16 protein-coding genes and 1 riboswitch are annotated in these 21,956 nt (G+C 50.7%); of the genes, 3 read left to right on the top strand and 13 right to left on the bottom strand.

Annotated features, from left to right (window positions below; genetic code table 11):
* Positions 1-117 precede the first annotated feature (117 nt).
* The 7 genes from groL to sigK all read right to left on the bottom strand — a co-directional run bounded on the left by groL (position 118) and on the right by sigK (position 9,162).
* Complete coding sequence (gene groL / locus DW642_RS05405) at positions 118-1,743, bottom strand: chaperonin GroEL (RefSeq protein ID WP_117509522.1); 1,626 nt, start codon at positions 1,741-1,743, stop codon at positions 118-120.
* A gap of 36 nt (positions 1,744-1,779) precedes the next feature.
* Complete coding sequence (gene groES, locus DW642_RS05410) at positions 1,780-2,064, bottom strand: co-chaperone GroES (RefSeq protein ID WP_022462185.1); 285 nt, start codon at positions 2,062-2,064, stop codon at positions 1,780-1,782.
* Positions 2,065-2,411: 347 nt separating this feature from the next.
* Positions 2,412-3,233, bottom strand: coding sequence for a GTP-sensing pleiotropic transcriptional regulator CodY (gene codY, locus DW642_RS05415; protein WP_022462184.1), 822 nt, complete (start codon positions 3,231-3,233; stop codon positions 2,412-2,414).
* A gap of 261 nt (positions 3,234-3,494) precedes the next feature.
* Positions 3,495-5,576: a type I DNA topoisomerase gene (gene topA / locus DW642_RS05420; protein ID WP_117509523.1), complete on the bottom strand. Its 2,082-nt coding sequence runs from the start codon at positions 5,574-5,576 to the stop codon at positions 3,495-3,497.
* Positions 5,577-5,943: 367 nt separating this feature from the next.
* Complete coding sequence (gene dprA, locus DW642_RS05425) at positions 5,944-6,813, bottom strand: DNA-processing protein DprA (protein ID WP_117509524.1); 870 nt, start codon at positions 6,811-6,813, stop codon at positions 5,944-5,946.
* A 3-nt stretch (positions 6,814-6,816) separates the two neighbouring features.
* Positions 6,817-8,340 carry a YifB family Mg chelatase-like AAA ATPase gene (locus DW642_RS05430; RefSeq protein WP_117509525.1) on the bottom strand — a complete coding sequence of 508 codons (1,524 nt, stop codon included), beginning with the start codon at positions 8,338-8,340 and terminating at the stop codon, positions 6,817-6,819.
* Positions 8,341-8,535: 195 nt separating this feature from the next.
* Positions 8,536-9,162 carry an RNA polymerase sporulation sigma factor SigK gene (gene sigK, locus DW642_RS05435; RefSeq protein WP_022462180.1) on the bottom strand — a complete coding sequence of 209 codons (627 nt, stop codon included), beginning with the start codon at positions 9,160-9,162 and terminating at the stop codon, positions 8,536-8,538.
* 136 nt (positions 9,163-9,298) lie between these two features.
* On the opposite strand from sigK, the gene DW642_RS05440 reads away from it, so the two are divergent.
* Positions 9,299-11,350 carry a HelD family protein gene (locus tag DW642_RS05440; protein WP_117509526.1) on the top strand — a complete coding sequence of 684 codons (2,052 nt, stop codon included), beginning with the start codon at positions 9,299-9,301 and terminating at the stop codon, positions 11,348-11,350.
* A gap of 58 nt (positions 11,351-11,408) precedes the next feature.
* Here the strand turns inward: DW642_RS05440 and DW642_RS05445 are convergent, their stop codons facing one another.
* Positions 11,409-12,953, bottom strand: coding sequence for an alpha-amylase family glycosyl hydrolase (locus DW642_RS05445; RefSeq protein ID WP_117509527.1), 1,545 nt, complete (start codon positions 12,951-12,953; stop codon positions 11,409-11,411).
* 198 nt (positions 12,954-13,151) lie between these two features.
* On the opposite strand from DW642_RS05445, the gene DW642_RS05450 reads away from it, so the two are divergent.
* The gene (locus DW642_RS05450) at positions 13,152-14,027 is read left to right on the top strand and encodes an AraC family transcriptional regulator (protein ID WP_158554981.1); all 876 of its coding nucleotides are present in this window, start codon (positions 13,152-13,154) and stop codon (positions 14,025-14,027) included.
* Between the two features lie 91 nt (positions 14,028-14,118).
* Here the strand turns inward: DW642_RS05450 and DW642_RS05455 are convergent, their stop codons facing one another.
* Positions 14,119-14,943: a TrmH family RNA methyltransferase gene (locus DW642_RS05455; protein WP_117509529.1), complete on the bottom strand. Its 825-nt coding sequence runs from the start codon at positions 14,941-14,943 to the stop codon at positions 14,119-14,121.
* Positions 14,944-15,302: 359 nt separating this feature from the next.
* Here DW642_RS05455 and DW642_RS05460 point away from each other — a divergent pair, with 359 nt between their 5' ends.
* Positions 15,303-15,761, top strand: a complete 459-nt coding sequence (locus tag DW642_RS05460) for a DUF2798 domain-containing protein (protein ID WP_022462175.1) — start codon at positions 15,303-15,305, stop codon at positions 15,759-15,761.
* 112 nt (positions 15,762-15,873) lie between these two features.
* Here DW642_RS05460 and DW642_RS05465 read toward each other — a convergent pair whose 3' ends face one another.
* The 4 genes from DW642_RS05465 to DW642_RS05480 all read right to left on the bottom strand — a co-directional run bounded on the left by DW642_RS05465 (position 15,874) and on the right by DW642_RS05480 (position 21,950).
* A complete protein-coding gene (locus tag DW642_RS05465; protein WP_022462174.1) occupies positions 15,874-16,485 on the bottom strand; it encodes a hypothetical protein in 612 nt (203 codons plus the stop codon).
* Positions 16,486-16,624: 139 nt separating this feature from the next.
* On the bottom strand, positions 16,625-17,929 hold the full coding sequence (locus DW642_RS05470) for a sirohydrochlorin cobaltochelatase (RefSeq protein ID WP_117509530.1): 1,305 nt from the start codon (positions 17,927-17,929) through the stop codon (positions 16,625-16,627).
* A 294-nt stretch (positions 17,930-18,223) separates the two neighbouring features.
* Positions 18,224-18,417: riboswitch (cobalamin riboswitch) on the bottom strand.
* 63 nt (positions 18,418-18,480) lie between these two features.
* Entirely contained in the window at positions 18,481-20,211 is a 1,731-nt protein-coding gene (locus DW642_RS05475; RefSeq protein ID WP_117509612.1) for an amino acid ABC transporter ATP-binding/permease protein, read from the bottom strand.
* Positions 20,211-21,950 carry an ABC transporter ATP-binding protein/permease gene (locus DW642_RS05480; RefSeq protein ID WP_117509531.1) on the bottom strand — a complete coding sequence of 580 codons (1,740 nt, stop codon included), beginning with the start codon at positions 21,948-21,950 and terminating at the stop codon, positions 20,211-20,213. Before DW642_RS05480 ends, DW642_RS05475 begins: the two co-directional genes overlap by 1 nt.
* Positions 21,951-21,956: the final 6 nt, after the last annotated feature.

Consider the following 21,956-nt stretch of genomic DNA (forward strand, 5'->3'; position numbering starts at 1 on the left):
AAAACTTTCCACTAAAAAATCGGCCGGCAAAGACAGGACTTCGGAACCCATGTTCCGCTACGGTCTTTGCCAGCCGGTTTTCTTATTTTGTTTTACCAGACATTTTTATCCCGGAAATTACATCATTCCCATTCCGCCGTCTGCGCCTGCCGGCATAGCCGGAGCCGGCTCTTTGATGGTGGAAACTACGGACTCGGTGGTCAGCAGGGTTGCGGAAACGCTGGTAGCGTTCTGCAGTGCGCTTCTGGTAACCTTAACCGGATCAAGGATACCAGCCTGGATCATGTCTACATACTCTTCGTTGTATGCATCAAATCCAACACCTACTTTGGACTCTTTTACTTTGTTGATAACAACAGCGCCTTCCAGACCTGCGTTTGTTACGATGTGGAACAGAGGAGCCTCAAGTGCTTTCTGTACGATTCTTGCACCGATCTTCTCGTCGCCGTCCAAGCTGTCAATCAGCTCTGCAAGCTGTGTTGTTACATGGATGTATGCAGAACCGCCGCCTGCGATGATACCCTCTTCTACGGCTGCTCTCGTTGCATTTAAAGCATCCTCCATACGGAGTTTTTCTTCTTTCATCTCGGTCTCGGTTGCTGCACCTACACGGATAACAGCTACGCCGCCTGCCATTTTTGCCAGTCTCTCCTGCAGTTTCTCTTTATCGAACTCAGAAGTGGTCTCCTCGATCTGGGATCTGATCTGACCGATTCTTGCTGCGATGGCATCTTTTGCGCCGGCACCGTCAACGATAACGGTGTTCTCTTTCTGAACTTTAACAGATTTTGCACGTCCGAGCATTTCCAGAGTAGCGTCTTTTAATTCCAGACCAACTTCCTCGGAGATCACCTGGCCGCCGGTCAGGATTGCGATATCCTCGAGCATTGCTTTTCTTCTGTCGCCGTATCCCGGTGCTTTGACAGCTACTACGTTGAAGGTTCCGCGCAGTTTGTTGATCACGAGTGTCTGGAGAGCCTCGCCCTCTACGTCCTCAGCGATGATCAGCAGTCTTGCGCCGTTCTGTACGATCTGCTCCAGCAGCGGAAGAACTTCCTGAATGTTGGACAGTTTCTTATCGGTAATCAGGATATATGGATTGTCGAGAACGGCTTCCATTTTCTCCATATCGGTACACATGTAAGCGGAGATATATCCACGGTCGAACTGCATACCTTCTACCAGCTCCAGCTCGTTCTGCATGGTCTTGGACTCCTCGATGGTGATAACGCCGTCTTTGGAAACTTTTTCCATAGCGTCAGCTACCATCTGGCCTACTTCTTCGCTTCCGGAAGAAACAGCTGCAACTTTTGCAATCTGCTCTTTGCCTGCTACCGGCTGGCTCATCTCTGCAAGGATCTGAACAGCTTTATCGGTTGCTTTCTTCATTCCCTTACGAAGAACGATCGGGTTCGCACCTGCTGCCAGGTTTTTCATTCCTTCGTTTACCATAGCCTGTGCCAGAACGGTTGCGGTTGTGGTACCATCACCTGCTACGTCGTTGGTCTTTGCAGCAACTTCTTTGATGAGCTGTGCGCCCATGTTTTCAAAGCCGTCTGCCAGCTCGATCTCTTTTGCAATCGTAACACCATCGTTTGTGATGAGCGGAGCGCCGTACTGTTTGTCCAGAACAACGTTTCTTCCTTTCGGTCCAAGGGTTACACGTACGGTATCTGCAAGCTGGTTTACACCATTCTGAAGAGCGTTTCTTGCCTCTGCTCCATATTTAATCTCTTTTGCCATGATTGTCATGCCTCCTGATTTTTACTTGATTATTCTTTATTTTACAACTGCCAGAATGTCATCCTGTTTTACGATGATATACTCTTCGTCTTCCAGTTTGACGTTGGTTCCTGCATATTTGGAATAGATTACCTGATCTCCGACTGCAACTTCCATTTTTACTTCTTTGCCGTCTTCTACTTTTCCAGGTCCTACTGCGATAACCTCAGCCTGCTGCGGTTTCTCCTGTGCCTGTCCCGGAAGTACGATACCGGATTTTGTGGTTTCCTCTGCTTTTAACTCTTTTAATACAACTCTGTCACCTAAAGGTACTAACTTCATTTATGTTTCCTCCTTCAAGATTTCATTCAGTTTTATTTATTAGCACTCAGTTCATTCGAGTGCTACTTGATGGTTCTTACTATAGTGTTTTCCACCTCATTTCGCAAATGTATGAATTTTGTAATTCTCTTTTTTTTTCTCGTGATAGCTCTTAATTTCTCTTATTTTCTCGTTTTTTCTTATTTTGGCAACTTTTTCATATTTTATACTCTCTTTAGAATCTAATTATAGTTTATTCCTAAAAACGGGAATGATACCATTTTTTTCCGCTCCACGAATGCTTTTTTGCACAAAAAGAAACGGCGCCATTCTTAAACGGCTCCGATTCTTTTCTACATTCCACTTTTTTATTTTTTCGCCTCGTCCGGATGGGCATCGCCCTTTCCTTTCAGGTTCTTTCTTGCTTTGATCTCGTCGAGTTCATCAAAGATATAATCATTTAATACCTTGATATACGTTCCCTTCATACCGCTGGAACGGGACTCGATGACGCCTGCGCTCTCGAATTTGCGGAGGGCATTTACAATGACGGATCTTGTGATGCCGACGCGGTCTGCAATTTTGCTTGCAACCAGAATGCCCTCATCCCCGTTCAGTTCATCAAAGATATGGATGATGGCTTCCAGTTCGGAGAAGGACAACGTGTTGAATGCGGATTTAACCACCTGAACCTTGCGGTTTTCCTCCACATTTTCCTCGTTGACGGAACGCATCATTTCCAGTCCGACAACGGTTGTGCCGTACTCACTGACGATGATATCGTCGATATCGTACTGCGGGGTGCAGCGGTACATAAATACGGTACCAAGGCGTTCTCCGGCGATCTCGATCGGGCAGATAATTGCGGTGTAGCGCTCTACACCAGGCCGCTCAAAGCCGAGGGTCTGTAAATTGACGTTCTCTTTTGTGGAGAGTACGCCGAGGAGACGCTCGTTTAATGCGGCATCGACATAACCGCCCACCTTATCCTCGATCAGCTCCGTAATTTCTTCCACGCCCGGGCAAAGGCTGATGCCCAGCACTTTTCCTTTTTTACTGATCACCAGGATATTGGAACTTAACGTTTCCATCAGGACTTCACAGATATCGTTGAACACGACCTTCGTGGAGTGATTGTTATGAAGCAGTTTGTTGATTTTTCTGGTTTTATCCAGCAGTTGTACGCTCATGTTCTTCTCCTTTCTTTATTTTCTGCATTTTTTTGGCGTATCCGCCGAAAAAAATGCACACTGATGCCTTTTTCAGACAACCCTTAAAACTAAGCTCATTCTATCATGTAGTTTTCCGGAAATCAATATATTTTTCAGAAAACTATAAATTTTATAAAAATTCATGCTAAATTTTTTCGGATCTTCCTGTTTTTCCGCCTCGATAAGCAAAAAAAAACGGCCTGCACCAGTTTTTCACCAGTACAGACCGCTTTGTCATTCTCAGTCTTCGTCTTTCTTTTCGCGTGCTTCTACATAGCCGCACTGCTCGTCCGCGCAGACCAGCTTATTGCCTTTTTCCAGCATATAGCCGCCGCACTGCGGGCATTTCTTGGCAGACGGTTTCTGCCAGGACATGAAATCGCATTCCGGATTGTTTTCGCATCCATAATATTTCCGTCCTTTTTTCGTCTTGCGCAGGATCACTTCTTTTCCGCACTTCGGACACGGAACACCGATCTTTTCCAGATACGGCTTCGTGTTCTTGCAGTCCGGGAATCCCGGGCAGGCGAGGAATTTTCCGTGCGGGCCGTATTTGACCACCATGTTGCGGCCGCAGTTCTCGCAGATGACATCCGTCACCTCATCCTCTACCTTAACTTCTTCGAGGTTCTTTTCTGCCTCTGTGACCGCCTCATAGAGATCCGGCCAGAAGTTCTCGACTACTGTCTTCCACGGAACACTGCCATCTCCAACCCTGTCGAGCAGAGCTTCCATCGTTGCCGTAAAGTTGACATCCACGATGCTCGGGAATGCCTCTTTCATCATGTTGTTGACCACCTCGCCGAGCTCTGTCATGTAAAGGTTCTTGTTCTCCTTTGCCACGTAACGGCGGTTGATGATCGTTGTGATGGTCGGCGCATACGTACTTGGACGGCCGATGCCGAGTTCCTCAAGCATTTTGACAAGGGATGCCTCGGTGTAGTGTGCCGGCGGCTGTGTGAAGTGCTGCTGCGGATCCATCTTTTCCAGTGCCAGCTCCGTTCCTGCCTCCAGGCTCCGGACAGCGGCGTTTTTCTCTTTCTTTTCCTCATCCGGATCTGTGTAAACGGACATGAAACCATCAAATGCCAGACGGGAGGAAGCTGCTGTAAAGAGATACTCTCCTGCATTGATCCGTGCGGAAATTGTCTCATAGACGGCCGGCTGCATGCGGCTTGCCACAAAGCGTTTCCAGATCAGCTGATACAGGCGGAACAGATCTCTTGGCAGGGATTCTTTTACCATTACCGGTGTATTCGTCACATCGGTCGGACGGATGGCCTCGTGCGCATCCTGTGCCTTGCTGTTTTTATTCTCCGTCGTGTCCCCGCTTGCGGTATATTTTGTGCCGTACTGCTCCTGGATAAAGGAACGTGCTGCCGCATCGGCCTCCTCGCTGATTCGTGTAGAATCGGTACGCAGATAGGAAATCAAAGCGATCGTTCCCTTTCCTTTTACTTCCACGCCCTCGTAGAGCTGCTGCGCCAGACGCATCGTCTTCTGCGTGGAGAAGTTCAGCACCTTCGATGCTTCCTGCTGCAGGGTACTCGTGGTGAACGGAAGCGGTGCTTTCTTGGAACGCTCTCCTTTTTTCACTTCGGATACGGTAAAGGTCTCATTTTCCAGTCCCTTTAAGATTTCATCGAGCTGCTCTTTCGTCTCGATCGCCATCTTTTCACTGCCTTTGCCGTGGAATTTTGCGACGAGCGGTTTCTTCTCGCCCGGAATTTTCAGATCTGCTTCCAGTGTCCAGTATTCTTTCAGAATGAACGCATTGATCTCATCCTCGCGGTCGCCGATGATGCGCAGTGCAACGGACTGCACACGGCCGGCGGAAAGTCCGCGTTTGATTTTCTTCCATAACAATGGGCTGATTTCATAACCTACCATACGGTCGAGGCAGCGGCGCGCCTGCTGCTCGTCCACCAGGTTCATATCGATGTCGCGTGCCTGTTTGATCGACGCTTTGACTGCTGATTTTGTGATCTCGTTGAAGGTGATGCGGCGCATCTTGTTCTCATCGAGATTCAGCGCAATCGACAGATGCCAGGAAATTGCCTCTCCCTCGCGGTCAGGGTCAGTTGCGAGATAAACTTTATCTGCTTTTTTTGCGGCTTTTCGAAGAGATGCCAGAAGCTCTCCTTTTCCGCGGATGGTGATATATTTTGGTTCAAAGTCATGTTCTACATCAATTCCAAGCCGGCTTTTCGGCAGATCGCGCACATGGCCCATAGATGCTGCAACTTCGTAATTTGCCCCGAGATACTTTTTCACCGTCTTGACTTTTGCCGGTGATTCCACTATTACAAGATATTTTGCCACCTCTGATGCCTCCTGAATACATATTTTTATAACTGTCCAGATCTATATTGCGTTTTTCATATCGCATAGTTCTGCATCATTACAAATTCCAGAATAATTCCTAAATTAGTCGTAACTTCCACTGACTATACACCAAAAAGTTTTTTCTTGCAAGTGTTTTCCATTTTTAAAATGTACCATTTTTCGATGTTTCCCGACAAAATAACAGGATTTTTTCAATTTTTTAACGATTTTTCCTGATTTTTTTCTTTTCTTTTTCCTTTTTCAGACATGCACGCGGCGCAGAAGAGCCCCCTTTTTTCTTTTTCTTCTATTATAATTGTGCACCGGGCGGAATATCACAAAACCTTTCTTTTCCTCGTCCCTTTTACGATAACGCCATGTACACGCCCGGCGGATTTTCCGCAATAACGCCGTCAATTTCGAGTGCCAGCAGAATGCCGGTCAGCTCCTGCAGCGGGATTCCGGTGCTGCCGGCAAGCTGTGCAAGATTCTGCGGTTCTGCCGCGAGTGTTTTCAGAACCATTTCCGCCTCTTTTCCATAGCGCGGACGCGGTGCGGCTCTTTTTGTTCCGGCCTTTTTCACGCCCAGCTCCTCGAGAATCGTTTCGGGTGAAATCGCAATTTCCGCTCCCTGCGCGATCAGGCGGTTGCAGCCGCGGCTTGTCGCATCCGTTGTCCGTCCGGGCAGGGCAAATACCGTTTTTCCCTGCTCCAGCGCGTAGTCCGCCGTAATGAGCGAGCCGCTCTTCTCTTTTGCCTCAATTACCAGAACGACATCTGCCAGCGCACTGATCACGCGGTTGCGGATCGGGAAATGCCACGGAAGCGGCTCTGCGCCCGGCGGAAATTCGCTTAAGACACCGCCTCCGTTCTCCAGCATCCGCCGCATCAGCGGGTAATTCTGTTTCGGATAGCAGATATCCACGCCGCAGCCAAGCACGGCAAACGTCTTTCCCTTTCCGCGCAGTGCCCCCTCGTGCGCCGCCGCGTCGATTCCACACGCCAGTCCGCTGATCACCGCCACGCCGTTTGCCGCCAGCACCTGCGCGAAAAAGGCCGCCTGGCTCTTTCCGTACGCCGTACACATCCGCGCGCCCACAATCGCCGCTGTTTTCTGCTCATCCACCGGCAGCGCGCCCCGCACGAAAAGGCGGGACGGCATGTCCGCGAACGGCATAAGCCGCTCCGGATAGCCCTCCTGCCCGCGGCCGACTGTAAAGATTTCCATCGCCATACGTCAGATCCTCCATATACTTTTGTCGGCGCTCCGAAAGCAGATCGCCTCGCTGATATGCGGCACGCCGATTTTGACCGCCCCGTCCAGATCCGCAATTGTCCGCGCGGTGCGGATAATCCCGTGGTAGGAACGCGCGCTGAGGCGCAGGCGGCGGAAGGCATCCTCTAAAAGCTCTTCCGCTGCCTTTTCCAGGATACAGTATTTCTCGATCTGGCCTGCTTTCAGTTCGCTATTGAAATGAATCGACTCCTGCCGGTAGCGCGCCGCCTGAATTTGCGCCGCTGCCGTCGCTTTTTCCCGCATCCTGGCCGAGGATTCGCACCGCTCCTCGCCGTGCAGATCCTCGTAGGAAAGTGCTTCCACCTGCACGCAGAGATCCATGCGGTCGAGGAACGGCTGGCTGACTCTCGAGAGATACCGGCTGATGTCGCCGGGTGCGCAGGTACAGCGCGATAAGTCGGGGTAAAAGCCGCAGGGGCAGGGGTTCATTGCCGCCACCATCAGAAATGACGCCGGAAACACATAGTTTCCGCTGACACGGGAAATCACAATCCGGTGCTCCTCGAGCGGCTGGCGCAGGATCTCAATGGTTGTGCGCGTCATCTCCGGGAGTTCATCAAGGAAGAGAACACCGCGGTGTGCCAGCGTAATTTCGCCCGGGGACGGCTGTTTTCCGCCGCCTGCAAGAGCCTGCGGCGACATCGTGTGATGCGGAGCACGGAAGGGCCGCTCCCGGCGGACACCCTCTCCTTTGGCAAGCATTCCGGCGATGCTGTAGATCCGCGTTACTTCCATCTGCTCCTCCTCAGACATCGGAGGCATGATCGTCGGAATCCGCCTTGCAATCATGGATTTTCCGCTGCCCGGCGGCCCCAGCATCAGCAGATTGTGAAATCCGGCCGCAGCGATGAGCGCCGCCCGCCGCGCCGCCGTCTGGCCCTGCACTTCGGAAAAGTCCGGCTCTTTTCCGTCCTCCTTCTTTTGATTTTCTATAGACGGAAGCGACGGCATTTTCCCTTCACAGCAGTAGTTCAAAAGCTCCTGTAAATTCTGGATTCCAACGACGTGAAGCCCGCCGACCAGACCCCCTTCCGCGGCATTTCCGGCCGGAACAAGAAGCGTTGTGCATCCAAGCTCCCGCGCCTTCGCCGCTGCCGGAAACACACCGCTGATCTCCTGCACATGGCCGTCAAGGCCGAGTTCGCCGAGCACCATCGTTTTCCGGAGTGACCCGGGCGGAATCCGGCCGAGCGTCATCAGAACGCCCGCTGCAATCGGAAGATCGAAACGCGATCCTTCTTTTCGGACGTCCGCCGGGGATAAATTAATCGTAATTCGTTTCGGAGGCAGGGAAATTCCCATGTTTTTGAGGGCTGTCCGCACGCGGTCCTGCGCCTCCTTTACCTGGGCACTCACGTAGCCGACCATCGTAAACTGCGGCATGCCGTCACTGACATCCGCCTCCACCTGCACCGGAATCATCTCCATGCCCGAGACGGTGGCTGATAATACACTGCAATACAAAGAAAACCTCCTTTTCTTTCAGTAGCAGGTCGTATAGTTCCTATTTATTTTTCATTTTGGGAAAATGTCCGGCAAGAACACCGGGAAGATATTATCTTTGATTTTTGTTCGAAAAAGTAAGGATAAGGAAACCTTTTCTGCACCTGATTTCCTTACCCTTTATTATAGAAGCAGTCCGTTTGAAATGTCAAGCATTTACGAAGCGGCAAACCGTAACCGCAACTTTTCAATTGCATTCTTCTCGATCCGCGACACGTACGAACGGCTGATGCCAAGCCGGGCAGCGACCTGTTTCTGTGTGTATTCTGCTTTTCCGCCAAGGCCGTACCGGAGAAGAAGCACCTGTTTTTCCTGCTCTTTTAATTCCGAATCCAGATAACAGTACAGCCGCACCGCGTCCTCTTTCCGGTTGTACTGTTCCGCGATATCCTCCCCGCCGCCCTCCACGATGTCGAGCAGATGGATCTCATTTCCCTCCTTGTCGGTTCCGATCGGCTCGTAGAGGGAAATCTCCCGTGCCGTTTTCTTTTTGCTCCGAAGATACATCAGCAGCTCATTATCAATACAGCGGGCGGCATATGCGGCCAGCCGGTTTCCTTTTTTCGAATCATATGTCATCACCGCCTTGATGAGGCCGATCGTTCCAATGGAGATCAGATCGTCGAGATCATCGGGCAGGCCCTGATACTTTTTCACAACGTGCGCGACCAGGCGCAGATTCCGCTCGACCAGAATGTCTCTGGCTTTTGTATCGCCCCTCTGATACGCATCCAGACAGCTTTTTTCTTCCTGTGCAGACAGTGGTTTTAAAAAGGGTTCCAAGAAAAGCGGCACCTCAAAGGGGATTTTTCTTTATTTTATGTTTGAATTGCAGGAAACGTGCCTGTCTGCTATACTGATAAGATCAGCCGGGTTTTCCGGCACTCGACATTATATTTTTAAGAGGAGGTTTCCTTTTATGACAGACCAGAAAAACGGACAGGAATATCTTTCTTTTGTGCTGGAAAAGCTGCAGGCGCGTCTTGCCGAGATCAGCCAGTCTCTGCTGGACGGACAGAAAGAGATTGAAAATATGCACGATTATTACTGGCAGAACTATACCGAGATGGACCAGTACGGATATGAGGATTACGACAATCAGCAGGCGCTGCTGCATCAGGTGAATGCGAATCAGGAGCAGCTTCTTCTGCGGAGCCGCTTCCGGAAAATGCTGGATTCTCCGTTCTTCGGGCGTGTGGATTTCTGCTATGACGGGGATGATGAGCCGGAAATTTTCTATATCGGCATCGGCAATTTTGCGGAGCGGCCGGGCGAGCTGCCGCTGATTTACGACTGGAGAAGCCCGGTCAGCGGTCTTTTCTACGATTTTGACCGCGGGCCGGCTTCCTATCTGGCGCCGGGCGGCGAGATGACAGGGGAAATCTGTTCCAAGTGGCAGTATAAGATCCGGGATGGAAAGATGATTTACGGATTTGAGAGTGATGTGAAAATTGATGATGATATTTTAAAGGCGGAGCTTGGCAGCAACGGCGAGGTACAGCTGAAGAATATTATCCGCACAATTCAGAAGGAACAGAATGCGATCATCCGCAATACGAAGGACCGGATTCTGGTAATTCAGGGAGCGGCGGGAAGCGGCAAGACATCGGTGGCGCTGCATCGGATTGCCTACCTTTTGTATCATGACAGACAGAATCTGAAGTCTTCGAATATTCTGATTTTATCGCCGAACGGGGTATTTTCGGATTATATTTCACATATTCTGCCGGAGCTCGGTGAGGAGAATATTCAGGAGATGAGTTTTGATCTCTTTGCTTACCGCAAATTACAGGACACGGCGGCGGACTGTGAGGACCGCTGTGATCAGATTGAGCGGGAGATGCGGGATCCAAAAGCCGCAGAACGGTTTGCTTTAAAACAGTCGCAGGCGTTTGTGGACCAGATGGAGGGATTTGCGCTGGAGCTTGAGGACGAGCTGATGAATTTCTCAGACGTTTCGTATAAGTCGTTTGTGAAGTCAGAATCGGAGATTATTACGCTGTTTTATGACAAGTTTGCGGATATTCCGCTGCTCTCGCGGATGGATGCGGTGGCGGAGACGTTTATTGACGAGATCGAGACGCTGCTGAACCGGGATCTGCCGGAGGAGGAGCGGATTCCGCTCATCGAAAAATTCCAGAAGATGTATGAGACGATGGATTTTTATGTTCTCTACAATCGTTTTCTGAAGAAAGAGGGATATCAGACGCTGCCGCGGCGGCCGTTGGAGAAGCGGAAACTGCGGTATGAGGATGTGTATCCGGTTCTGTATCTGAAGTACCGCCTGTCGCGGCAGGCGGAGCGGTCGAATATTAAGCATCTGGTGATTGATGAAATGCAGGATTATTCGCGGCTCCAGTATCTGATTATCCGGCGGATGTTTTCCTGTAAGATGACGATTCTCGGCGACCGGGCGCAGACGATGGCGGATCAGCAGCAGGATGTACTGCAGTTTTTACCGGGGATTTTCGGGAAGGATCTGCGGCGGATTGAGATGCGGAAGAGTTACCGGAATACGGTGGAAATTGCGTCGTATGCGGCAAATCTCATTGGCGTGACGGATCTGGAGCTGTTTGAACGGCACGGAATGCCGGTGTTGGAACGGGATGTCACGGATCTTGAGGCGGCTCTGCGGGAGGCAGTGGATACGCTGTTTCCAGATGAGAAAACGTATGAGACGGCGGCGGTGATTGTCCCGGATGAGAAGACGGCGGAACGAGCTTATTTGATTTTGCGGGAGATTCTGGCAGAAAAAGATTTTGACTGCGGGAAGCGGCTTTCTTGGCTGAACCGTGACAGCTCCAGTTTTAAGAAAGGACTGACGGTTACCACATTTTATCTGGCGAAAGGGCTGGAGTTTGATCAGGTGTTCTCTATTTTCCCGAAGGACGAGAAACGGGAGATAATGATGCAGGCGCAGTATATTGCAGCGACCAGGGCATTGCATGAGCTGAGAGTGTATCATATTTAAAAACAGGGAGATCCTCCGAAAAAATTCGATTGGATCTCCCTGTCATTTTTATTTTCGATCAGATATGATAGAATCCTGCGGACTGTGCCGGGATGGTGATGGTTCCGTCTTTGGATTCTGCTTTTCCTCCGATCGTGTAGAGGGCATCCTTCAGCTCTGCACTGTATGGGAAGGACTGCTCTTGGTCGGATGGGTTGATGATAACGAGGACTTTTTCACCCTCAGCCTCACGGACGTATGCCAGCGGATACTGGTTTTTCTCTGCATAAACGAACTCGATGGTTCCGCGGCTTAAGAGTGCTTTGCTGCTCTGGCGGATCTGGATGAGTTTTTTAACTTCGTGGTACAGGGAATCCGGATCGGCCATCTGTGCTTTGGCGGTCGGACGGTCTTTGCCCGGATCCATGGTGATGTAGAGGTCACTGGCCGGTGCGCTGGAGAATCCTGCGTTGGTGCTGTCATCCCACTGCATCGGAGAACGGGAACCGGTGCGGTTGTATCCGCCCTCAACGGATTTCAGGCCTTCGACGTAGCGCATACCGATTTCATCTCCGTAGTAGATGAACGGCGCACCTGGCATGGAAAGAAGGAAAGCGAAAGCAATTTTCAGCTCATCCCCCTGCAGACGGCGTGCCAGACGGTCCATATCATGGTTTCCGGACGGGATGCAGATCAGGCCTTTCTGTGCGGTCTTATTGTAGTTGGTTTTGTAGGTCTCTACAAACTCAGAGATATCTCCTTTTCCGCGTTTGGAGAAGAATGGCTCATCGCAGCGGAACAGATCGTTGTAATGGGACGGTCCAAAGTGAAGCAGGAAGTCCATGTGGAAGCCGCCCTGTAAGGATTTGTCCGGCTCGCCCCACTCGGATACCATGGCTGCATCCGGGAACTCGGCGTCGAGAAAATTCCGTACCTGCTGCCACAGGCGGATGGTTCCTTTGCCTTCCTGATCGTTCTTTACCAGAGAGCCCGCCATATCGACACGGAAGCCGTCGCAGCCCATGTTCAGCCAGAATCTCATGACATCTTCCATCGCTGCCAGCGTTGCCTGCGGTCCCTCATCATCAAAGGACTGCTGCCACGGTTTTTCCGGATCCGGCTGATAAAAGCCGTAGTTCAGGGCCGGCTGGTTGGAGAAGAAGTTGATGGCGCAGGCGCCGTCACGCTCGGAAATGCCGCGCAGGCTTCCCATTCCTTCCGGTGCTTCCCATACGTTATTGGTCCATACGTAGCGGTCTGTAAATTCATTGCGGTCTGCTTTCATGGATTCTTTGAACCATGGATGCTCAACAGATGTATGGCCCGGAACCAGGTCGAGCAGAACGTGCATGTCACGTTTGTGTGCCTCTTCGAAAACTCTCTTCAGATCCTCATTCGTTCCGTAGCGCGGTGCAACGCGGCAGTAATCTGCGACATCGTATCCTGCATCACCGAATGGGGACAGGAAGCACGGGTTGATCCAGATGGCGTTGCAGCCCAGCTCCTTGATGTAGTCTAATTTTTCAATGATACCCTGGAAATCTCCGATTCCGTCGGCGTTGGTGTCGTTGAAGGACTGCGGGTAAATCTCATAAAATACTGCGTTATCTAACCATTTTGACATTTTTTCTTTTCCTCTTTCGCTCTTATTTCTGCTGTATTTTCGTCGTTGCAGCAAGTGTTTCTATATGATATATTACTACTGTATCCGCTGAAATACCAGTAATTTCCTATTTCATTCTAATACTATTCTATGATTTTATGCATGCCGCGCTCTGCCATTTCCGGCATTTTACGCACATGCTTTTTGGAGGAGGATTTTATGATGCTTTCTGCTGCGAAAGAAAAACGCCAGCACGGCTCCATGCAGGTTCCCTACAGTTATTATGACTGCCGGATGCCCGACTATTTTCCCGGCGTACCGCTGCACTGGCACGGGGAGATGGAGCTGAATTATATCAAACGCGGAACGGGGTATTTTCAGTATGAGGACCGTCTGCTTACGGCGCATGCCGGTGATATTTTTCTGATTCAGCCGAACCTCGTACATGCCATTCTGCCCGCCGAGCAGGAGTCGATGTTTTATGATACGATTGTTTTCCACCAGAATATGCTGATCGGCGGGTATGACGACCGCAGCTACACGGAAATTCTGCAGCCGTTTTTCTCCGCCCGGCGCCGCATCCAGGCACCGATTTCACCCGAACATTTCGGTTATGCTGCACTTTCTGCATCCGTCCATCAGATTTTCCGCTGCATCCGTGAAAACTCTGCTGTCTCCGATCTTCTGCTGAAAAGTGAGCTGCTCCGCTTCTTCTATCTGCTCGCCGCATCGCCGGAACTCTGCACCGATCGTCCCGCCATGCCTGCGGCTGCTGAAAACCTGCGGCCTGTGCTCGCCTATATCCAGGAGCACTTCGCCGACCCGATTACCATAGAGGAACTTGCCAGGCTGTCGCATTTGAGCAAAAGCTATTTTATGAGCTGTTTTAAGCAGACCTTCGGACTCGGGGCCGTTGAATATCTGACACAGCTTCGGATCAAAGCCGCCTGCGAGGCGCTGCGCAGTACGACGCGGAGTGTGTCCGAAATCGCGTACGACAATGGTTTCCGCAACCTTTCCAACTTCAACCGGCAGTTCCGAAACAAAGTGGGATGTACGCCGCAGATGTATCGGAAGGAATTTCAAAATCCGTAAATTCAAAAAGGGATGCATCAAAATATGCATCCCGAAAATCTATCTCTGATCCTATTTTTATTCCGTAATCTCCGGTACCGACGGAACATCTTTATCTTCTTCCCGCCAGCTCCCAGAATGCGACAGCGCTCGCCGCAGCGACGTTCAGTGAATCCACACCGTGTGTCATCGGAATCAGCACGGTTGCATCTGTTTCAGCGATCGTATCACTTGCCAGTCCGTCACCCTCGGTTCCGAGCAGAATGGCGAGCTTTTCATGCGTTTTTAACGACGGATCATCCATCGGAACGGAGTCTTCTTTTAATGCCATCGCAACGGTATAAAATCCAAGTTCCTGCAGTGCAGCAATTCCCTGCTCCGGCCAGTAACTGCCGCCTGGCAGCACGGTCCACGGGACCTGGAAGACATTTCCCATGCTCACGCGGATGGCACGGCGGTACAGCGGATTGCTGCAGCCTGATGTAAGAAGCACGGCATCGATGCCAAGTGCAGCGGCGGAACGGAAAATTGCGCCGACATTCGTCGGGTTCACGACATTTTCCAGAATCGCCACGCGGCGGGCGTTCCGGCAGATTTCCTCCATTGTGGAAAGCGGACGGCGGTGCATCGCGCAGAGCATGCCGCGCGTGAGGGCAAAGCCTGTCAGCTGTTCCAGCACTTTTGTCTCCGCCGTATAGACCGGCGCGTCCGGGTAACGCGCAAAGAGTGCCTCGTTTGCGGCAAGCTCTGCGCTTCCGGCAAGGAATGAAACCGGTTCATAACCGGCATCCAGTGCGCGCTCGATGACACGCGGACTCTCTGCGAGAAAAAGGCCTGGCTGCGGTTCATAATAGTGCAATAACTGCGGTTCTGAAAGACGCGCATACACGTCGAGCTCCGGTGCCGCAAAGTTTTCGATTTTTCTGATCTCTGACATAATATTGATTTCCTTTTGCGTTTTCTCTTTGTTTTCACTATGTTCTATTGTAGCAATCCCGCTCCCGTTTCGCAATCCATTCTTTTTCCCGCCGGTGCCGTTCCCCGCACCATTCGCCAAACCGTGCTTCCAGCACGCATCGAATTTTCTTGTTTATCTGTCTTTTTTAAAAATTTCTCAATTTCCTCTTGCCAAACGCCGCCGGAGACGTTATAATAATCGACGGTTCAAAATTAAAAACTGCAGAAAAGATTGGTATCAGATTGGAAACGGCACAAGTGCATTGCTTGGTTAACGAACAACACATGTGTCTTTTTTGCGCCCATTTTTCAAAATTGCAAAGAAAAGGAGAACAATCGATGCCAAAAACAAAATTTCAAAACGTTGTATTTACCCTCATGATGTCCTTTCTGATGGTCTATGCCATGATCTGCTACAACATTTCCATGAACATCGGCGGAATGACAAATCAGGTCTTTCTGATGGCGTTTCACGAGATGATAATCATGTGGCCGGCCGCTTTTATCCTCGAGTTTTTCCTCGTGGATCATCTGGCTCACAAATTAGCTTTTTGCATGGTAACACCGCAGGATCGTCCGATCGTAATCACGCTGGCAATTTCCATTATGATTATTGCTATTATGTGTCCGATTATGAGTTTTATTGCAACGCTGCTGTTTAAAAATGCCGGAAAGGAATTCGTTGCTGTCTGGCTCCAGACCACGTTTTTAAACTTCCCGGTTGCCTTCTTCTGGCAGCTCATGTACTGCGGACCCTTCATCCGTTTTCTGTTCCGCAAACTGTTTCCGGAAAAATAAGAAAAGATATCCACAAAGGCGAACCGCTTTTCCCCTCTCTTTCCACAATTTCTGTGGACAGACGGTGCAAAATGGTTCGCCTTCTGTGGATATCTTTTGTTTTCTTCCGGGATTACTCCTGCGGTACCGGATTGGATACGCTGACTACATGATCATACCAGGTTCCTTTTTTACCAATGATCGCAACATTGAAATCCTCGTCCAGTTTTTCTACCGGGATATCAAAGCCGTACACTTCATCTGTGGTTCCGTCAGAATACGTTACCTCATCTGTGGTCGGCTCGATCAGCTCTGCGCCGTCTGCCTGTGCTTCTTCTTTTGTTCCCACAAAGACATTGACAATGTTTTTGGATACCAGGCTGACGTGGATGGTCATTTTTCCGTCTTTTACCGTCAGGACACCCTTTCCTTCTTTTGCTTCATTGACATGGAACATATTGCTGTCTGTATTGAAGTCTGCCGTATACGTACCGTCTTCCAGCTCTGATGCGCTGCTTTCTCCTGCAGTCTCCGCTGCCGATGCGCTTTCTGCTGAAACATCTGATGTGGATGTACTGCTCTCTGCCTTAGATGCATCCTGTACAGAAGCGGAAGATGCGTCTGCCGCAGAAGACGCAGATACTGCAGATGCAGAAGATGACGCTGCATCCTTTCCGCCACATGCGCCGAGCATGGATACAGTCAGTGCTGCTCCAAGAAAAAGAACTGCCAATTTTTTTCTCATAATAAAATTCCTCCTTGTATCACCTTGAAGCGGATCTTTTTCATCCGCTCAACTTAAAATCCGACAGCACACTGAGTCTCTTCAGCCGTACTGCCGGATCTTATTTTACTCTATTTTACGTTCGGAATGCAACCCCTAATTATTCAGCATCGTCCTGAACGCCGTTGCCGTCCATAGCTGCCTTGGTATGCTGTACATACAGCTGCTCAACAGCATCAATTCTTCCAAGACCTTCGATCTGAGTGTCGATCTCGTCGAATGCACCGGATGCCTCAAACTGGCTCTTCCAGGAATCCTCATCCTCGCCTGCCATATCGTTGTTTGCGTGGTCACCTGCAACAACCATCAGCGGCCGAAGAATTACTTTCTTGTATCCGGCTGCTTTTACTGCCTCGATCACGTTCTCGCAAGCGGTCTCTTCCGGCTTGCCCTCAACGGTTCCGATGAATACGTTTTTGTATCCAAGAGTATCCATCTGTGTCTGCATCTGGCTGTAGGTTACATTTGCAGTGTGGGAAGTACCATGTCCCATAAATACGAAAGCAGTGCCGTCCTCTGCTGCTGCATCCAGACTGTCATAATTTGCAGATTTTACTGCCTGTGCCGTGATTGCTTCTGCAACGGCCTGTTTGTCCTCGTTGATTACGGTAGCGTCACTTCCAACCTCGCCAAGCAGCGGCTCTGCGATGGTTACGGACTCAAATTTATCTTTATAGCTATCTACTGCTTCTTTCAGCTCGTCGTACTCTGCGCCGTGCATCAGATGAGTCGGCTGAATAATCAGTTTTTTCACGCCATTGCTTACAGCTCTTTCCAGTGCCTGATCTACGTTGTCGATCTTCTCGTCATCGCGGGCCTGTACATGGTTGATGATGATCTGTGCAGTGAAGGCACGTCTTACGGACCAGTCCGGATATGCAGCCTGCAGAGCTTTCTCAACGCCTCCGATATCCTCAGCACGGCTGTCGTTGAAGGAAGTACCAAAGCTTACAACCAGAAGCTCATTCTCGCCGATCTCGTCTCCGTTTAACGGATCATCCTTGGAAGCATCCCCTGTGTCTCTTCCGAAGTAATCCGGATCTGCGTTCTCACCTTCTACGAGTTCTTTCTGTGCGTCTGTCAGGGCATCCCATGCCTCTTTTGCTTCTTTGCACTGCTCGTCGGTGTTATCATTTCTTTCCTGTACATAAATTGCGTCAATCAAAGCTGCCACTTTATCTGCTGCCTCCTGGTCTGCATCTGCGGATACCTCTTCAGATGCAGAAGATGCGCTTACGCTGCTGCTTGCTGCTGTGGTGTCTTCCTCAGATGCGGAAGATGCACTTACGCTGCTTGTTGCTGTGCTGCTTGCGCTGCTGCTGGATGCGTTGCTGCTTCCGCATGCGCCGAGCATAGATGTTACCATAGCTGCTGAAATTAAAGCGACTACAAGTTTCTTTTTCATTTTTGTTTTCCTCCCATTTGCTGGTATCTTTGCAACAACCAATATCGGGGACGTTTTACATTTCAAACTATGAGAAACACGCTCCGCGAGTTTCTCAAGTTATCGCGGCAGTCGCTAAGGTCTCGTGCAAGCACGGACTTTGGCTCGTTGCCCGCGTAAATAGAAAGAAGCCCTTTCGTTTTTCAACGAGGGGCTTCCAGTATTTTCATCACAAAGAAAACCATCTCACCCGCTGTGGGGCAAATGTCCGCTTTCCTGTTTTGTACTGCCAGTTCCTCGTGGCACGAACGTAACGTTCCTGTACTGCGAAAGGCAGGTCTCCCGGCTCATTGCTTCAGGATTTGACTCCAGCGCATCGGTCTCCTTCCCGGTTTCCCAGTGGATCATTCCCCTGCTTGCAAAATACGGTGACGAGTTCGTGCAGGATTCACACCTGCTTCCCTTTTCACCGGACACGTATGTCCGACACCTTACACATCGATATTTAATTGTCTTTTCTTTAACGACTGTTAGTGTAGCACATCGTCTTTTCTCTGTCAAGTGCTGTAAAATCAGGAAATCCGGCCATTTTCCATTTCATATACCACATCCGCGACGTTCATCGTGGACACTCTGTGCGATACGAGCACAATGGTTTTCTCTTCTGCCGATTCTTTCAGGGATTTCAGAATAATTCCTTCATTTAAGGAATCAAGATTCGATGTCGGCTCGTCCAGCAGGATCATGGATGCGTCATGCAGGAATGCCCGCGCGATACCGATCCGCTGTTTTTCTCCGCCGGACAGCGTATCGCCGAGTTCTCCGACTTCGGTGTCGTAGCCATTTGGCAGTGTCATGATGAAATCATGTATGGACGCCTTCTTCGCCGCCTCCATAATTTCTTCCCGCTTCGCGCCGGGTTTTGCAATAGCGATATTGTTCGCAATCGAATCGTGGAACAGGTGTGTCTCCTGCGTCACATAGCTTTCCATATCGCGCAGATGCTTTGTCGGGATTTTGCGGACATCGGCTCCGTCCACGGAAACGCGCCCCGTCTGGACATCCCAGAAGCGCATCAGAAGTTTTAAGATCGTCGATTTTCCGGAACCGCTCGCGCCGTGGATGCCGGTGATTTTTCCCGGTTCCAGTTTCAGCGAATACTGATCCAGAATCGTCTCGTCTTCGTAGGCAAACGTTACATTCTGCGCCTCGGCTCCTGCAAATGCGTGGTCACCGCCGGATGCCGCATCTCCCGGAATTTCCTCCACCAGCGGCGCTTCCTCGAGAAGGGAAAGCACACGCTCGCCGCTTGCCAGCGTCTGATTCAGGTTATTCGACAGGCTGGACAGCGCCACGACCGGGCCGAAGGAACCCATCATCGCGACTGTGCAGGTCAGGACTCCCTCAAATCCGATCCCGCCTTTCGTGTAAAGATAGATCGTCAGTGCCAGCATGCCGAACGATGCCAGAAGAATCACCATGTTGGTGACAGACCGCTGGGAGCCTTCCATGCGGCTTAAGTTTTCCTGCACAGAAGCCAGTTCTTTCGACCGCCCTGACATCTGCTCTTTCCGTTTTTCGCCCTGTCCGTACTGAATCGTCTCGTCGAGGCCACGCAGGGAATCCAGCACGAAGCTGTTCAGCTCGCCAAAGCCTGTCCGGAACTCCATTCCTTTCTGGCTTCCGCGCTTTCCGTTCCACATCGGGATCACAACGCCGACCGTCAGATACGCCGCAAGTGCAAGCAGCCCTGCCAGAACATGGTATCTTCCAATGAAGCATACCATAATCAGAGAAGTTAATGCTGCAATCGCAATCGGGGAAATCGTATGCGCATAGAATACTTCCAGAAGTTCGATATCGGTTGTGATAATCGAAATCAGATTTCCTTTGTCCCGTCCTTCCAGCTTCGCCGGGCAGAGCTTCCGCAAAGCTGCAAACACTTTATGGCGGATGATCGCCAGCAGTTTAAAAGCAATAAAGTGGTTGCAGTACTGCTCCGCATAATGCAGAATGCCGCGCAGCACCGCGATCACGATCATCACCGTGAGTATCGTTTTTACCGGGGTATGTACAAGCCACATGTTTTGCACCGAAAGGCTCGTCCCTGCCGCGCCCGTCAGTAAGCCATGCACGATGACCTGTCCTGCCAGAATCGTCAGGAAGATCGCACATAAATATCCCATTGTTCCAAGAATAATTGCCGCCATCATAATATGAAGCAATGGCTTCACCAGCCCGATCAGGCTTCCCATAATCCGGAGGGCGCTTCTGCGTTTTGCTGTATTTTTCTTCTCGTTCATCATGCATTCCCCTCCTTTCCATAGTTTTCCAGTACCATCTGGCTGTCGTACAGATGACGGTATGCGCCGTTCTGTTCCATCAGTTCCGCATGCGTTCCACGCTCGCAGATGGTACCGTTTTTCAGGAAATAAATCTGATCTGACTGTACGACGTTCGCAAGGCGGTGGGAAATCAGCAATACCGTTTTCGTCTTTGCGAGTTCATGAATCACATTCATGATCAGCTCTTCACTCTCGACATCAATATTCGATGCGGCTTCATCAAAGATATACACCGCACTGTCGCTCCGAAGCAGCGCCCGCGCAATCACAAGACGCTGGCACTGGCCGCCGGAGAGGTTTCCTGCTTTTTCGAGAAGCTCTGTCTGCAGTCCGTTCTGTGTCTGTAGGAATCCCAGCAGATTGACTTTCTGCAGAACCGCCTCCATCTCCTCCTTCGTCGCATCCGGTTTCGCCATGCGCAGGTTCTCTTCTACAGTTCCTTTAAATAAGTAACTGTTGTGGCGGACCAGAACAACGTGCTTCATCAGATCCGTCTCAGCGACTTCCGAGAGCGGCACACCGCCCAGGGTGATGCGCCCTGTATATCCACGGTTCTTTGCCGCAAGGATACCCGCAATCGTACTCTTTCCGCAGCCGGATTCGCCGACCAGCGATACAAAACTGCCCGCCGGGAGTGTAAGGTCGATGCCCTTCAGAATTTCCCGGTCTTCTTCATAGGAAAAATGCACATCCTCCAACACGACATCCAGCGGTCCGTCCGGCAGCGTCCGTTCTCCCGCCTGCGGCTCCGGCAGATCAAGAATTTTGAAAATCTTGTCACTCGCCGCCATGCCGTTCATCGCGATGTGGAAGAACGATCCGAGCAGACGCAGCGGCAGGAAAAACTCACTCGCCAGCAGTACAATGCAGAGTGTGCCGGACACGGTGAGGTTTCCTTTCAGAAATTCCGATACCGCCACCGCCATGCCAACCGCCGCGCCGCCGTATGCTACGATGTCCATCACGCTCGTTGAGTTGAGCTGCATCGTCAGAACTTTCATCGTGATCCGGCGGAAGTTCTGGGATTCCACATCCATCTCGTCGGCTTTCTGCTGGTCGGCCTGATAGATTTTTAAGGTCGTCAGGCCTTGCAGATTTTCAAGGAACGAATCGCCGAGCCCTGTGTAAATACTCCAATATTTGTTCAGCAGCTTCTTCGCAATCTTCTGCACAACCACAATCGAAATCGGGATCAGCGGCACACAGATCAGAAGAATCACGCTCGCTTTCATGCTCACCCGGCAGAGGATGGCGAACAGCGTGAGCGGCGCAATCAGGCTGTAGAACAGCTGCGGAAGATACTTTCCAAAATAGGTTTCGAGCTGCTCCACGCCTTCCGTGGATACCTGTACGACCTCCGAGGATGATACCTGTTCGCTGTAGGATGCCCCCAGTTTCAGCATTTTCTCATAAATTTTTTCACGCAGAATCCGTTTCACATCCACACACGCAAGATACGAAGACCTCGCACCCATCCGCTCGCAGAAAAAGCGGATCACAACAACAATTGCCAGCATAAAAACCGTCCGTTTCACAGCCGTCGCCGTTACCGCGCCATACACAACCCGCTCCAGCAGATCGGCAATCGTAAATACCGCGATCACCTGCGACAGAAGCGCCGCCCACTGCCACAGAATCGTGTACACGATATACTTTTTCGCGTGGGACAGCAGCCCCACCAGTCTTGTTTTAATCATAAGTAC

Origin of the sequence: Blautia sp. AM23-13AC (genome assembly GCF_003435675.1) — a bacterium.
Classification (GTDB): domain Bacteria; phylum Bacillota; class Clostridia; order Lachnospirales; family Lachnospiraceae; genus Fusicatenibacter; species Fusicatenibacter saccharivorans.